The sequence below is a fragment of the Polaribacter sp. genome, from assembly GCF_024639685.1.
GTDB lineage: Bacteria > Bacteroidota > Bacteroidia > Flavobacteriales > Flavobacteriaceae > Polaribacter.
Map to the genome: position 1 here is coordinate 251,647 of NZ_JAHEHX010000003.1, position 16,786 is coordinate 268,432.

Annotated in this window: 10 protein-coding genes; all 10 read left to right on the forward strand. The window is 31.2% G+C overall.

The features are described 5' to 3' along the window. The first annotated feature begins 34 nt into the window (after positions 1 to 34). The 10 genes from Q0L44_RS03380 to Q0L44_RS03425 all read left to right on the forward strand — a co-directional run bounded on the left by Q0L44_RS03380 (position 35) and on the right by Q0L44_RS03425 (position 16,761). Positions 35 to 1,204 carry a DUF5627 domain-containing protein gene (locus Q0L44_RS03380; protein ID WP_296635278.1) on the forward strand — a complete coding sequence of 390 codons (1,170 nt, stop codon included), beginning with the start codon at positions 35 to 37 and terminating at the stop codon, positions 1,202 to 1,204. A 219-nt stretch (positions 1,205 to 1,423) separates the two neighbouring features. Further along, positions 1,424 to 4,957 (forward strand): sulfatase-like hydrolase/transferase, encoded by a 3,534-nt coding sequence (locus tag Q0L44_RS03385; protein ID WP_296635281.1) that lies wholly within the window; start codon positions 1,424 to 1,426, stop codon positions 4,955 to 4,957. Positions 4,958 to 5,082: 125 nt separating this feature from the next. Next, on the forward strand, positions 5,083 to 7,188 hold the full coding sequence (locus tag Q0L44_RS03390) for a BNR-4 repeat-containing protein (protein WP_296635286.1): 2,106 nt from the start codon (positions 5,083 to 5,085) through the stop codon (positions 7,186 to 7,188). 483 nt (positions 7,189 to 7,671) lie between these two features. Then, positions 7,672 to 7,815, forward strand: coding sequence for a hypothetical protein (locus Q0L44_RS03395; protein WP_296635288.1), 144 nt, complete (start codon positions 7,672 to 7,674; stop codon positions 7,813 to 7,815). A 639-nt stretch (positions 7,816 to 8,454) separates the two neighbouring features. After that, positions 8,455 to 9,426, forward strand: coding sequence for a Gfo/Idh/MocA family oxidoreductase (locus tag Q0L44_RS03400; RefSeq protein WP_296635290.1), 972 nt, complete (start codon positions 8,455 to 8,457; stop codon positions 9,424 to 9,426). Beyond that, entirely contained in the window at positions 9,427 to 10,791 is a 1,365-nt protein-coding gene (locus Q0L44_RS03405; RefSeq protein ID WP_296635292.1) for a family 43 glycosylhydrolase, read from the forward strand. Between the two features lie 9 nt (positions 10,792 to 10,800). Further along, positions 10,801 to 13,068 carry a glycoside hydrolase family 3 N-terminal domain-containing protein gene (locus Q0L44_RS03410; protein ID WP_296635295.1) on the forward strand — a complete coding sequence of 756 codons (2,268 nt, stop codon included), beginning with the start codon at positions 10,801 to 10,803 and terminating at the stop codon, positions 13,066 to 13,068. Positions 13,069 to 13,074: 6 nt separating this feature from the next. After that, the gene (locus tag Q0L44_RS03415) at positions 13,075 to 14,217 is read left to right on the forward strand and encodes a glycoside hydrolase family 88 protein (protein ID WP_296635298.1); all 1,143 of its coding nucleotides are present in this window, start codon (positions 13,075 to 13,077) and stop codon (positions 14,215 to 14,217) included. Between the two features lie 12 nt (positions 14,218 to 14,229). Next, a complete protein-coding gene (gene rhaM, locus Q0L44_RS03420; protein ID WP_296635301.1) occupies positions 14,230 to 14,547 on the forward strand; it encodes an L-rhamnose mutarotase in 318 nt (105 codons plus the stop codon). A gap of 39 nt (positions 14,548 to 14,586) precedes the next feature. Beyond that, the gene (locus Q0L44_RS03425) at positions 14,587 to 16,761 is read left to right on the forward strand and encodes a beta-xylosidase (RefSeq protein ID WP_296635304.1); all 2,175 of its coding nucleotides are present in this window, start codon (positions 14,587 to 14,589) and stop codon (positions 16,759 to 16,761) included. Positions 16,762 to 16,786: the final 25 nt, after the last annotated feature.

The window sequence follows — 16,786 nt, forward strand, 5'->3', positions numbered from 1 at the left end:
ATTTTTGTAATTTAAAAGAATAAAAGTTTTAGACATGAAAATAAAATATTTAATAATAGCCGTACTTACTTTTGGTTTACTAGCTTGTGAAAATCAGGTAAACGAATTTGATGATTTTGGATCAACTTCAGTATATTTTCCATTTCAAACCCCTGTAAGAACAATAATACAAGGAAAGTACGATTTAGGATTTAATGATAATGATAATAATGGACGATTTGAAATCGGTGTTACTATGTCAGGAGTTTATAATAACTCTGAAGATAGAAAAGTACATTTTGAATTAGCTCCTGAATTGATAGATGCTACAGTCTTAGGGGTAGATACTGTGAATGTAGAGTTATTACCAGCTTCATATTACACCATTGAGCAAGAAAGCCCAGTAACAATACCTTCTGGGTCTATAAAAGGCCGTATACCGGTTCAACTTTCAGATGCATTTTTTGATGACCCAAAATCATTTGCAAAGTTTGAAGAGGTTCATTATGTGATTCCTTTAAAAATTACAAATTATGAAGGACTAGATTCACTCTTAACTGGAGTTCCTGCTGAAGGCGTTACAAACCCTTTTAAAATAAAAGCAGAAGATTGGGAAACTTTACCTAAAGATTATACTCTTTTTGGTATTAAGTATATGAATAAATATCAAGGTATATATTTGAGACGTGGTGAGGATGCAGTTAAAGGATTTGTAGGATTAGAAACTGTTTTTGCAAATGGAAATCCTACAGAATCAGAAACAAGGGTAATTGACAGCTCTTCAGTTTATAGATCTGAGTATGTAGTTGGCGATGATTTACTTCCATTATCAACTGCAGGAAGAAAAGAAGCGAACACTAGTATTGGTGTTAGAAGATCAGATCCAGATCTTGCTACTAATAATACATTGTCTTTAAAATTAACATTTAATGATAATGAAGAAATTACTGTAACTAATGCTGACCCAAATAGCACAGTTTCTGTAATTGGAACAGGAAAGTTTGTTGAAGACGGAGACGAATGGGGAGGAAAAACTAGGGATGTAATTTATTTAGATTTTGAATATCGAGAATTAGAAGTAGAAGTAACCGAGAAAAGGTTTTTTGGAAGGTTAATTTCAACAACAACAGCAACACTCGATTTATTACATACAGTAAAAGACACCTTAGTTATAAGAGATAGAGATGTTAAATTTGAAGAATTTACAATTAACTTAGAAAAGTAATAGATAAATTATAATTTATTTTAAATCCTAAAAAAAACCTTCATTACATTTATGAAGGTTTTTTTTAGGATTTTTTTTAAATTTATGTTTAATATTTTATTTAAGTTATAAAATTCAGGATAGGACAGGATGCAAATTGTTAGTTTTAATTCTATATTTATAATTACTTAAATTTTTACAAAAACAATTTATTTATATTAATACTTAAGAGAGTAATTTATGTATAAAAATAATTTTTTAATAGTTTTATTTTCTGTAATCTATGGTTTAAACACTTTAAAAGCTCAAAATACTTCAAGTACCAAAAAACCAAATATCATTTTTATTTTAACCGATGACCAACGTTTTGACGCCATTGGTTATGCAGGTAATAAATTTGTTCAAACACCAGAAATGGACGATTTAGCAAATAAAGGTACTTACTTTAATTCAGCTATTGTTACTACACCAATTTGTGCTGCAAGTAGAACCAGTATTTTAACTGGTTTACACGAAAGAACTCATAACTTTAATTTTCAAACAGGAAATGTTAGAGACGAATACATGGATGCTTCTTATCCAAGATTGTTAAAAGACAATGGATATTATACAGGTTTTTATGGTAAATATGGTACTAGATATAATGATTTAGACAAGCAGTTTAATGAATATGAGTCTTATGATAGAAACAACAGATTTAAAGACAGAAGAGGCTATTATTACAAAACCATAGGAAAAGATACGGTGCACTTAACTAGATATACAGGGCAACAAGCCATTGATTTTATAGATAAAAATGCTGATAATAAACAACCTTTCTGTTTATCGTTAAGCTTTAGTGCTCCTCATGCACATGATCCTGCAGAAAAACAATATTTCTGGCAAAGTGCTATGGATGCAATGTTAGAAAATACAACCATGCCAAAGCCTGCATTAGCAGATGATAAGTACTTTAATGCACAGCCAGAAATTGTTAAAAAAGGATTTAACAGATTTCGTTGGACTTGGAGATACGATAATCCAGAAAAGTACCAACATAGTTTAAAAGGATATTATAGAATGATTTCTGGAATAGATGCAGAAATTACTAAAATACGTGCGAAGTTAAAAGAAAAAGGGCAAGATAAAAACACTGTTATCATTGTAATGGGAGACAATGGTTACTTTTTAGGTGAAAGACAAATGGCCGGAAAATGGTTGATGTATGACAATTCAATAAGAGTACCTTTAATTGTTTTTGATCCTAGAGAAAATAGTCATCAAGACATAGATGATATGGTTTTAAACATCGATGTTACACAAACTATTGCAGATTTAGCAGGTGTAAAAGCGCCTATATCTTGGCAAGGAAAAAGTTTAATGCCGATTGTAAAACAACAAAAGAAATCTATAGAAAGAGATACAATTTTAATAGAACATATTTGGGACTTTAGCAAAATTCCACCAAGTGAGGGAGTGCGTACTAAAAAGTGGAAGTATTTTAGATATGTAAATGATAAGACTATAGAAGAGTTGTATGATTTAGAAAAAGATCCGCAAGAAATTAAAAACCTTGTTGGGAAAAGAAAATACAAAGAGGCTTTAGCAAACTTAAGAGCAAAGACAGAAGAATTAATTCAAAAAAACAGTGATCACTTTAGAGCTGCTCCTTCAGATTTAACAGTAGAATTAATTAGAGAACCAACTACAGAGGTAAAAATTTTCGATTTAAAACCAGAATTTGGATGGACTGTTCCCTTAGGAGCAAAATACCAAGGTGCATATCAAATTTTAGTAGCATCAAACAAAGCAAGTATAGATGCAAATAATGGTGATATTTGGGATAGTGGTAGAGTAGCATCATCAAAATCTACAGATGTAGAATTTACAGGAAATAAGTTAGAAATAGATAAAACATATTTTTGGAAAGTTAGAATTTGGGACGAAGCAAATCGTTTAGTTGATTATTCTGAGGCGCAACAATTTACAACAGGTAAAAGTGATGACTACATTATTTCTACAGAAAATAAATATTTAGTAGATAAAGTAAAACCTATTGCTTTTGAGAATAGAGGAGATTTTTACTTTATGGATTTTGGTAAAGCTGCTTTTGCAACTATCGACTTTAATTATATAGCCAAAGAACCTCATACATTAACCGTTAGAATTGGTGAAATGTTAGATGATAATGGGAATGTAAATAGAACACCACCAGCAAAAAGTAACATTCGTTACCAAGAAATTAAGGTGAATGTAACTCCTGAAAAAACAACTTACCAAATAGAAATTAATCCGGTTCCAGACAAGCGTATGAAAGGGCCAAGTAAGGCAATTCCTTTACCAGAAGGCTTCCCTGTACTACAACCTTTTAGATATGCTGAAGTAGAGGGCGCAAAAACTTCATTAAAAGCTTCAGATTTCGAACAATTAAGATACACAGGTTATTGGGAAGATGATGCAAGTAACTTTAGTAGTAACAATAATATTTTAAATCAAGTTTGGGATTTTTCTAAATATTCTATCAAAGCAACAACTTTTAACGGGTTGTATGTAGACGGAGATAGAGAGCGTATACCTTATGAGGCAGATGCGTATTTAAATCAATTAAGCCATTACACTACAGATAGAGAGTTTGCTATTGCTAGAAGAACCATAGAGTATTTTATGGAGCATCCAACATGGCCTACAGAATGGCAACAACATGTAGCGTTGTTAATTTATGCAGATTACATGTATACAGGCAACACAGAATTGATAGAACGTTATTATGAAGCTTTAAAGCACAAAACACTTTTTGAGCTATCAAATGAAGACGGTTTAATTACATCTACAAAAGTAACAGAAGAGTTTATGTATAAGTTAGGTTTTAAACCTGGTTATAAAAAACCGTTAACAGATATTGTTGATTGGCCTTCTAAGAATTTTGCGGGTAGTAAAACAAAAGGAGAAAGAGATGGGTTTGTATTTAAACCTTATAGTACTGTGATTAATGCTTTCTTTTATGAGAACATGAAAATTATGTCTGAGTTTGCTAAATTATTAGGAAAGACACAAGAGGCCTTAGATTTTGAATACAGAGCTGCAAAAGCTAAAAAAGCAGTAAACGAACAAATGTTTAATAAAGAAAAAGGAATCTATGTAGACGGTATTGGTACAGACCATTCTTCTTTACATGCAAATATGATGCCTTTAGCATTTGGTTTGGTTCCAGAAGAGCACTATCAATCTGTAGTAGATTTTGTAAAATCTAGAGGAATGGTTTGTAGTGTTTATGGAGCTCAATTTTTAATGGACGGTTTATACAATGCAGGTGAAGAAGATTATGCACTTGAATTATTGGCAAGTAAAGCTAAGAGAAGTTGGTATAATATGATTCGAATAGGATCTACAATTTCTTTAGAAGCTTGGGATTATGAGTATAAAGTAAATTTAGATTGGAACCATGCTTGGGGTGCAGCGCCAGCAAATGTAATTCCTAGAGGATTATGGGGTATTAAACCTAAAACACCAGGTTTTGGTATTGCTACCATTAAGCCTCAAATGAGTAAATTAAAGTCTAGTGCTATAGAAGTACCAACTGTAAGAGGAACAATAAAGGCAAGTTACAAGCACAATGGGCCGAGATTACAAACGTATGAAATTGAAATACCAGGAAATATGGTTGCAGAATTTTCTTTAAACGGTTCTGAAGGAAAAGAATTTATACACAATGGAAAAAGCGTTCCATCTGCATTTAAAATTGTAAGATTAACGCCGGGTAAACATACCATTCAGTTAAAAATTAATTCTTTTTAAGGGGTTATGAATACTACAATCGAGTACATATATAAATTTAATAGAAGGTAGTTTTTAACTACCTTTTATTGTTTTATAAGCTTAACAAAAAATAAATTACTAATTTTAAAAACAACTTTGTAAATATGGAAAAAGTAATATTCTCTGTTTTATTGATCTGTTTTTTCAATCAAATTCAAGGGCAAACAAAACTAGCTGTAACCTTAAATGAGGCTACAAAAGTAACCAAGCAAGATGAAGGAGGCTTGTACTTTGCTGGTACAAAAGATGTAAATTACAGATTTGGCAAAAGAATTTCCCCTCATGGAGATTGTATTGATGTTATAAACGGATATGCATTTGTTACTTGGTATAAAGGAGGTATGGATAAACGTAATTTAATGCTATCCAGAAAAAACTTAAATGTAGAAAATTCTCCTTGGATAACCATTCAGTTTCCACATCAACATGTAGGTCAAAGAGGTGAACTTTTAAACGGCACAGGTATTAGAGGAGACTCTCATAATACAGCAGCTATTGGAGTAAGCACCATAGACAATACAATTCATATTATTTATGACATGCATGCCTATAGTAAAACTAGTTTGCCTAACGATTTTTTTAACTACTCTGTTTCTAAAAAAGAAATGGCATTTGTACCAGATAATGAGTTTACATTAGATATTTTTAATGAAAAAAGAAATTATTTAAAGCAAGGTCAAAACTATGAACGTATGACGTATCCAATGATTCATAGAGCAAATGATGGTAGTTTAATAGCAAGATACAGAAAAGGTGGTTCTGGAAATGGAGATATTTTATTGTCACATTATGATGGCAACTCTTGGTCTAATAATTGGATTTATCATGAAGGCACTTTAGACTTACCAAATAGAAATAATATGTATGGAGGTGAACGTTTTTTAAATGGTAAATTTTACTCAGGTTTTTCTATTCGATATTCTACAAACAATAGTACAAGCACAAGTAATGGATATTCATTGAACAGTGGATTATATTATGCGTATACAAACGAAATTCCAAAAAATATTTCCAGTCAATGGTTTGATGTAAATGATAATCCTATTTCGTTACCAATTAAAAATAATATAGATTCTGCACAAGATCCTGTTCAAATTGCGCAACCAGGAGACGATTTTGGAACAGATACATTTCCGAAATCTGGTTCAGATCCAGCTTGGACCGTCACTGAAAATGGAGCCATTCATTTTGTGCAAAGAGTTGATGGTATAAATGTACATTATTATAAAAAAGCTGAAGATGCTAATTTTTCTAAAAATGCGGGAGGTTTAATTCCTAATCCAGATACAAGAGGAGAAGTGTATAGCTATAAAAATCATGTTTTTATGGTGGAACTTTTAAATGGAAAAGTAAACATTAAAACTACCTTAGAAGGAGAAAATAATTGGAAAATAATCTATTCAGGGCAAGAAACTACTTCGTATAATCATTTTGATGCCTTTGTTGAAAATGATAAACTCTATGTTTATATGATGGAAGATACTGGGAATAATACTGTAGGAGTAGGAGATAAACGTCCATTATATTTTCAAGAATTTACCTTGTCTGAAGAAGAGGTGCAAGAAGAAGTAGCACCAACGGTTCTTTTAGAAGCAGAAAATTTTACCACAGCTTCAAGTGATATTCAAATTGGTGCCAGTTCTTCGGCATCAGGAGGTGAATACGTAGATTCTTTTGCTAGCAACCAATTTTTAGAATATAAATTTACTATCACAGAAGTAGATGAGTACGATATTGTGTTGTTTGTTGCTGTAAGAAATAGAGATGACTCAGTAATGGATGTCGAAATAAATGGGCAACTCTATGAGAATTTTTTGGTTGCCAAAACTGGAGATTGGAACATTTATGGAGAAAACAAAATCGAAAATGTGAGTCTAAACCAAGGAGAAAATGTGATAAGACTTACCCAAAAAAGATCTTTATCTAGTGAGCCGGATAAGATAGAAATTTTCTCTAAATCGGCTTTGAAAGTTAATATTTTTAATTCGAATACTATTGTTGTTTATCCAAACCCAAGTAAAGGTGTTTTTAATGTGAAAAGTCAAATAAAAAAACTAAACTACAAGTTAATGTCTCCACAAGGTAAAGTATTAGAAAAAAGAGATTTGATTCACAATAAATTAGATTTTGTGAAATATCCAAAAGGTATTTATTTTCTTCAACTAAATTCTGAAGATAGTTTTATTGTAAAAAAAATATTGATAAAATAAGTTGAGAATTAAAATCTTCACCTTAAGATCCTTTTTGCTAAAATATTATTTAAACGATATAAGGAGTTAAATTAGAAAAAGCCTTATTTAAAAGATGTATTTTATGAGTAATAATTTTTTCTTAATACGATAAATCCATGGTAAAGATAAAAGTTATTATTCCAACTTTTAACGAGGAATTTCATGTTGAGAAAGCAATAGAATCTGTATGATTCGCAGACGAAATTATAATCATTGATTCTTATAGTTCTGATAAAACTATTGATATTGCTAAAAAAAAAATCTAAAAATTATTCAACGTGAGTTCGATGATTTTTCTACTCAGAAAAATTATGAAATAAATTTAGCATCCAATAAATGGATTTATATTTTAGATGCAGATGAACGTGTTACCCCTCACCTCAAGTAAGAACAGAAATTTTAGAAGCAGTTAAAAACCCCAAAGATTTTGTTGGTTTCTATGTAAAAAGAAGTTTCTTTTTCATGGGAAAGAAAATAAATTATGGTGGATGTCAAGGAGATAAAGTTATACGTTTATTCTTAAAAGAATTTTGTAAATATGACGGAAGCCCAGTTCATGAAACCATCGTTGCAAATGGAAAATTAGGTTTTTTTAAACATAAATAGATCATTTTTCTTATAAAAGTTATGATCATTACATTTCTAAAATGAATCATTATGCTACATTAAGAGCTAGACAACTTCATAGTAAAGGAAAAAAAGTAAACTTATTTCATGTTTTGATAAAACCTTTCATAAGGTTTTTTATCCATTATTTTGTTAGATTAGGTTTTTTAGATGGTTTTGCAGGTTTTATTTTTGGAAAAACACAAGCCTATGGTGTTCTAACTAGATATATTAAACAAAAAAATAAATGAGAACTCATAAAAATTAATCATTTTTGACAAATCACAAAGTTTTAGTTTAGATTATTTTTATAATAGAATATCAATAGAGTTAATTTAAAAAAAAGCAAAGATTTTTTTGTAAATAAAGTTTATAGATTTTAGTTAATATTTATTTTAACTCAAAGTTATATTTAAAATAATATGTAAAACTAAAGTTTTTTCCACAGTATAGTACAGGACACAATTTAACATATCTAGCAATAAATTAGCACTAACCAACTTGTCAAAACTTTATATTTAGTTTCAATTAGAAAATTACAAGACTAAAGTTCTTATCACAAATTATTAATATAAATAAAATGTATTAATAGGTTATTACATAATATATAAAGTATTAGCAAAAGAGCGAAAGTAAATAATGAGTGTAAGAAAAATTAATTGGGGAATTATTGGTTGCGGAGACGTAGCTGAAATTAAAAGTGGTCCTGCTTTTCAAAAAGTAGAAAATTCTTTTTTAATTAATGTGATGAGAAGAAATGAAGAGAAGGTAAAAGATTTTGCAAAAAGACATAGAGTTGCAAATTGGACGACTAATGCATCAGAGTTAATAAATGATAAATCTGTAAATGCAATTTATATTGCAACACCTCCTTCTTCGCATTTAGAATATGCCCTTGAAGCATTAAAGGCGGGGAAAGATGTGTATTTAGAAAAACCAATGGTATTGAATAGTAACGAAGCTACAGTTCTTTCTGAAGCGGTTATTGACGGTAATAATAAAGTAACTATAGCACATTACCGTAGAAGTCTACCAATATTTTTAAAGGTTAAGGAGTTATTACTTTCTAATTGTATTGGAATCATTTCCTCTGCTAAAATTACAATTGCACAATCAAAAAAAGCAAATATAATTGCTAAAACGGATGTAAACTGGAGAATAGATCCTACAATTTCTGGAGGTGGATATTTTCATGATATTGCTCCTCACCAATTAGATTTGATGTATTATTACTTTGGTGATATAGCATCAATAAAAAGTATTGATTTAGAAAAAAATAAAGCATCATATGAGATTGTAAAAGGCGTAATCCAATTTAAAAATGGAGTTCAATTTAATGGTAGTTGGGATTTTAATGCATTATCAGATACTGATAATTGTACAATTACTGGAGAAAAAGGAAGTATTTCATTCTCATTTTATGGAGAAGAAATTAGTGTGTCTATTGATGGAAATGTAAAAACCTATCAGTTTTCAAATCCCAAACATGTGCAACAACCAATGATAGAAAGAACAGTAGGTTACTTTTTAGGTAATAATACAAACCCTTGTAGTGTTGAAGAAGCAGCAATAGTAACCAAAATTATGGATGTTTTTTGTGGGAACAAATAAATGAGAGAAAATAAAAATATACAAAAACTCACTTTTATTTTATTGATGATTTTATCAGTATATCTGAATGCTCAAAACCCAATTGTCCCAAATAAAGGTTTAAACGATCCTCATATCCATATTTTTAACGATACTGCCTATGTATATGCTTCGCACGATAAATCTATTAAAAATAGAAAATTTATTATGGAAGATTGGTGGATTTGGTCTTCTCCAGATTTAATTAATTGGAAAAAAGAAAGCGTTTTAAAACCAAAAGACACGTATATAGAGGATGTAAATTTTACACGATGTTGGGCTACTGATGTTGCCTATAGAAATGGTAAATATTACTGGTATTTTTCTGAAGGGAATCAGCAAACAGGTGTTGTAGTTGGAGATTCTCCAACTGGTCCATGGAAAGATCCTTTAGGGAAACCATTGTTAACGTCTGAATTAACATCAACTGACGAATATGATATGGCTATTTTTGAAGAAAATGGAGAGCATTATATCGTTTTTGGAGTTTGGGATTATTATATAGCGAAACTAAATTATGATATGATTAGTTTGGCTGAAAAACCTAGAAAACTAGAGGTCAATAATGCAAGAGGACCTTATAACCAAGATGGAAATAATCTAGAAAAACCTACTGACGATAAGCCTTTTTTACATAAATATAATGGGAAATATTACTTGTCTTGGGGTTGTTTTTATGCAATGTCAGATAATTTATATGGCCCTTATGATTACAAAGATTCCGTTATAAAACAAGAAAGTTTTGTAACAGGATATGATTCACCAACTTGGCCAAATGGTTTTCAACAAGGTAGGCATGGCTCTTTCTTTGAATGGAATAACCAATGGTATTATGCGTATTGTGATATTAGTCAAACAGGAAATCGTTATTTTAGAGATACGTTTATAAGCTATGTTCATTATAAAGAAAATGGAGAAATGTCAACCATAAGAGTCGATGGAGTTGGAGTAGCAAATTATAATGCAAGTGCTAAAATTGAAGCAGAAGATTATTTTAAAGCAGAAGGAATAGAAAAAAAAGAAACAGAGAATGGTTTTGTTATAAAAACAAATGCAATTAAAAGTTATTTAAATTTCAAAAATGTTAAAGGATTATCAAAAAAATCAAAAATGACGCTAAAAGCTTCAAGTAGTAAAGGAGCAAAATTTGCAATAAAAATTTTGAGAAATTCCTTAAAAGGAGAATTAATAGGCTACAAAACAATTGAAAGTATAAGCGATAATGATTATTTTAGAGATATTACTTTTAGTTTAAAAAAATTACAACAAAAAGAAGATATTTATTTAATTATAGAACAATTAACCAATAATCAATTACAAATTGATTCATTTTCATTTTCAAAATAAAAACAACCAATGAAAAAAACACTAATTTTATTTTTATCAATTACACTTTTTTATGCTTGTGGAAAAACTGCATCAAAAAAAGGTTACAAAGACGCTTCTTTATCCATAGACGAGAGAGTGGACGCTTTATTACCGTTACTATCTCTTGAAGAAAAAGTGGCGCAAATGCGAATTTTTCATGCAAGTATTGGGACTAAACCAGATGAAAATGGAAACTTAAAACTCTCAAAAAGAGTTATTAAGAAACTGAAATTAGGTATTGCTGGAATTAAAAACCCAGGAGAACACATCGATCCCGTTGCTGCTGCTAAAATGAATAATGAATTGCAAAAATACATCATCGAAAATAATAGATGGGGTATTCCAGCTTTGTTTGTTACAGAATCTTACAATGGAGTAGATGCAGAAGGTTCAACAGTTTTTGGTCGTCCAATGACATCTGCAGCATCATTTAATCCAGAATTAGTGCAAAGACAATGGGATGTAGTAGGAAGAGAAGCACGTTTAAGAGGTATGCACATGTGTCATTCACCAGAAGCAGATGTGGTAAGAGATCCACGTTTTGGTAGAATGAGTGAAGCCTTTGGAGAAGATACGTACTTAACAACGCAAATGGTTAAAAACGCAGTTATTGGTGTACAAGGAAACTATGAAGGTTTAGGAAATGGAACACATATTGGAGCAGTTGCAAAACATTTTGCAGGTTATGGACAAGTGCTAGGTGGTTCTAATTTTGCTGCTATTGAAATTTCTGAAAGAACATTAATCGACGAAATTTATCCTCCTTTTGAAGCGGCTATAAAAGAAGCTAGAACTTTAGGAATTATGGCTTCTCATGGAGATTTAAACGGAGTTGCTTCTCACGGAAATCCAGAATTATTAACAGGAGTTTTAAGAAATCAATGGGGGTTTGAAGGTTATGTAGTTTCAGATTCTAATGATATTGCTCGTTTGTATTACTTTATGAAAGTAGCAGAATCACCAGAAGCTGCTGCTCAAATGGGCTTAGAAGCTGGTATTGATATCGACTTATACGCAGAAGATTCGTATTCTTATTTACCAAAAATGGTAGAGAAAAACCCTGAATTGATGAAATTGATAGACAGATCTGTAAGACGTGTTTTAAGAACAAAATTCATTCTAGGTTTGTTTGATAATCCTTATATAGACATAGAGGAAACTAAAAAAGGTGTTCGTGCTGAAAGTTCTTTAGAATTAGCTAAAGAATCAGATTTAGAATCAATTATTTTATTAAAGAATGAAGAGAATACTTTGCCTTTAAATAAAAATAAAAAAACGAGAGTAGCTCTTTTAGGTCCTTTATTAAAAAAGAACACTAAAGAAATGTTTGAATCTGCAGTTGGCAACAGTAATATTAAATTTGTATCAGAAAAAGGATTTAACTTAACGAATGAAAAAGGTGGTGCTCCAGAATTATTAGAAAGAGATCCAAAAGCAATTGCTAAATTGGTAAATATTGCTAGAAGTTCAGATGTTGTGGTGTTGTTTTTAGGAGGTGATAAATATACAGCTAAAGAAGCTTATTTTAGCAACAGTACTTTAGGAGATAGAGCTACTATAGATCCTGTTGGACCACAAGATGAGTTGGTAGAAAAGATTACAGCTTTAGGTAAAAAAGTAATTGTGGTATTAAAACATAGAAGAACTTTATCTATTAATGCCATCTCTAAAAATGCTGATGCCATTTTAGATACTTGGGATTTAAGTGAATTTGGAGATCACTCTACTGCTAAAATAATTTTTGGTGATGTTTCTCCTTCAGGAAAATCTCCTGTAACGATTCCTAGATCAATTGGGCAATTACCTTACCATTATAGTATGAAAGAAATCAACTACAAAAAAGAATACTTATTCTTAGAAAAAGGACCTATTTATCCTTTCGGCCATGGATTAAGTTATGGTGATTTCGAATATTCTGATATTAAAGTTTCAAGTGCAGAGATTACCCCAGATTCAGAAATTACAGCTAGTATAACAGTTACCAATAAAGGGAATGTAAAGGCAAAAGAGGTTGTACAGTTGTATGTTAAAGATGAAATTGGTTCTGTAACAAGACCAGACAAAGAATTAAAAGGTTTTCAGAAAATTGAATTCGCTGCAGGAGAGAGCAAAACAGTATCATTTACCATTACTCCAAAAATGTTGGAATTTACAGGGATTTCAATGAAAAAAGTATTAGAAGCTGGAGATTATACCTTAAAAATAGGAACATCATCTCAAAAGTATTTAGAAGCAACATTTAAACTAAAAAAATAAATTAAAATGAAGAAATCACTTTTAACGATATTAGCAGTTGTACTAATACTTTTTAGTTGTTCAGTTACGCAAAAAACGGTTGCTCAAAAGTCTATAAACTTAGATAATACAGCAATTCAAAAGTCTATGATTAAGGCTTTAGAGTGGCAAGAAGCACATCCTATTTTTGCAATACATCCAACAGATTGGACAAATGGTGCCTATTATACTGGTGTTGCAAGAGCACATAAAACAACAAAAAATATGATGTATATGGCTGCTTTAAAAAACCAAGCAGTTTGGAATAATTGGCAAACGTATAAAAGAATATATCATGCAGATGATGTAGCAATTTCTTATAGCTATTTATACGTTGCTATGAACGAAAGTAGAAGAAATTTTGCAGATTTAGAACCAACAAAAAAATTCTTAGATGAGCATTTGTACGAAGATAATAGATGGAAAGAAGGGAAGGATAAAAGTCATGAAGATAAAACCATTTTATGGTGGTGGTGTGACGCTTTATTTATGGCACCTCCAGTAATTAATTTATATGCAAAACAAACAAAAGAACCAAAGTATTTAGATGCAATGCACAAATATTATATGGAGGCTTACGATAGGTTGTTTGATAAAGAAGAAAACTTATTTGCAAGAGATATGCGTTTTATTTGGAAAGGAGATGGAAAGAATAAGAAAGAGCCAAACGGAAAAAAAGTATTTTGGTCTAGAGGAAATGGTTGGGTAATTGGTGGTTTAGCGTTATTATTAGAAGATATGCCAAAAAATTATAAGCACAGAGGTTTTTATGTCAATTTATATAAAAAAATGGCCGCTAGAATTTTAGAAATTCAACCAGAAGATGGTTTATGGAGAACAAGTTTGTTAAGTCCAGAATCTTACGATCATGGTGAAGTTAGTGGAAGTGGATTTTACACATTTGCTTTAGCTTGGGGAGTAAACAATGGTGTTTTAGACAGTAAAACCTATACACCAGCCATTAAAAAAGCATGGAAAGGTTTACTAGCTTGCCAACATGAAGATGGTAGAGTTGGTTGGGTTCAAAATATTGGTGCTTTTCCAGAGCCTGCATCTAAAGATAGTTGGCAGAACTTTGGGACCGGGGCGTTTTTAATGGCAGGAAGTGAAGTTTTAAAGTTAAAGAACTAAAAATACTTGGAAATGGAGCAGCGGTTAGCATTTAAAATGAAGTTAAAAGTAGGGCAAAAAGAAGAATATCGTAAAAGGCATAATGCAATTTGGCTTGAATTAAAATTGTTATTAAAACAAGCAGGAGTTAGTGAGTATTCCATTTTTTTTGATGAAGAAACTAATACGCTCTTTGCTTTTCAGAAGGTTAAATGGGGAGCTAGTTCACAAGATTTATCAGAAAATATCGTTGTGAAAAAATGGTGGGATTTTATGGCAGATATTATGGAAGTAAATCCTAACAACTCTCCAATTTCAAAAACTCTAGAAGAAGTTTTTTATTTAGAGTAATTCAATATCCCCCACAAAAAATAAATTAAATTCATAGTAATGAGAAGAATATTATTAATAGTGCTTTTTACAAATCTATTTATTGCCTGCAATTCGGAACAAAATTCAGATACATCAGTAAGTAAAAAAGACAAAGAAATTGCCAATAAAGTACAAGACTTAATTGGTACAATGACTTTAGAAGAGAAAATTGCTGAAATGACGCAAGATGCTCCAGCTAATGAACGCTTAGGAATACCCTATATGAAGTATGCAGAAGCATTGCATGGAGTATGGCTTGTACTGGATTATTATGGGAATACAACTGTATACCCACAAGCTATTGCAGCTGCTTCTACTTGGCAACCTGAGTTAGTAAAAAAGATGGCTTCACAGACAGCTTTAGAAGCGAGGACTTTAGGAGTTACACATACTTATTCGCCTAATTTAGACGTAATTTCTGGAGATCCAAGATATGGTAGAGTAGAAGAATCTTATGGAGAAGATCCTTATTTGGTATCTAGAATGGGTGTTGCATTTATACAAGGTTTGCAAGGTATGGGTGATGAACGTTTTGATGAAAACCATGTAATGGCAACAGCGAAGCATTTTATAGGTTATCCAGAAAATAGACGTGGTATTAATGGTGGTTTTAGTGATATGTCTGAACGTCGTTTACGTGAGGTTTATTTACCACCTTTTGAAGCGGCTATAAAAGAAGCTAAGATAGGTTCTCTTATGCCAGGTCATCAAGATTATAATGGTGTTCCAAACCACATGAACACTTGGTTATTGAAAGATATTTTAAGAGATGAATTAGGTTTCGACGGTTTAATTGTTTCTGATAATAATGATATTGCCAGATTAGGGACTATGCATTTTATTGCAGAAACTAGAACAGAATCAGCTATCTTAGGATTAAAAGCTGGTGTTGATATGGATTTAGTGATTGGAAAGATTGAGAAGCTAGCAGCATATAATTCTAAAGTACTGAAAGATACAATAACAAAGAATCCTGAATTGGAAAAATATATTGATAAAGCAACCTCTCGTATTTTAACGGCAAAATATCAATTAGGATTATTCGATGCAGCACCAAAAGAAATTGATACAAAAACGATAATTGCTGGGACCAAAGAGCATCAAGATTTTTCTTATGAAATGGCAAAAAAAGCCATTATTTTATTAAAAAATGAAAATAATGTATTGCCCTTAGACCTATCAAAAATAAAATCTTTGGCAGTAATTGGACCAAATGCACATGAAAACAAACCTAAAAAAGGAACCTATTCTTTATTGGGGGGTTATTCTGGTTTGCCTCCTTTTTATGTTTCGGCTTTAGACGGAATTAAAGCTAAAGTTGGTGATAAAGTAAAAATTAATTATGCAAAAGGTTGCGATTTATTAAGCAATTCTAAAAAGGGATTTCCAGCAGCAATTGCAGCAGCAAAAAAATCTGATGCAGTTGTTTTAGTCATTGGAGGTTCTAGAAAAACAGGAGGAGAAGGCGTAGATAGAGCTGATTTAGATTTATATGGTGTGCAAAAAGAATTGGTAAAAGCAATACATAAAACAGGGAAGCCTGTTGTGGCTGTTCTAATAAATGGTAGACCTTTATCTATTAATTATGTTGCAGAAAAAATTCCATCAATTTTAGAAACGTGGTATTTAGGTATGCGTTCTGGAGATGCTATTGCAGATGCTATTTTTGGTGATATAAATCCTGGAGGAAAATTAACAGTTTCTTTCCCAAGATCTGTTGGTCAAGTTCCAGTAACCTATTTAGAAAGACCAGATTTTATTGGTTCAGGAAAAGGTCAATTTAAAAATGCAGATAAATCGCCTTTATTCCCTTTTGGATTTGGTTTGAGTTATACAACCTTTAAATATGGTTCACCTAAATTTAAAAATGCTACTATTTCTGCTGATGGAGACACAACCATTTCTGTAGAGGTAACCAATACAGGAGACAGAACAGGAGATGAAGTGGTACAAATGTACGTAAGAGACGATTTTGCTTCTGTTGGGCGTTATAATAAAATGCTAAAAGGTTTCGAACGTATTTCTCTAAAACCAGGAGAAACAAAAACAGTAACTTTTCAATTAGGTTTTGATGAATTAAACATCTTAAATCAACAAATGAAAAAAGAGGTAGAGCCAGGAACTTTTACAATTTCTGTGGGAGCTTCTTCACAAGAAAAAGATTTGAAAAAAGCTATTCTTCGTGTAAAATAGTTTTTCTGTTATAATAGCAAGAGCC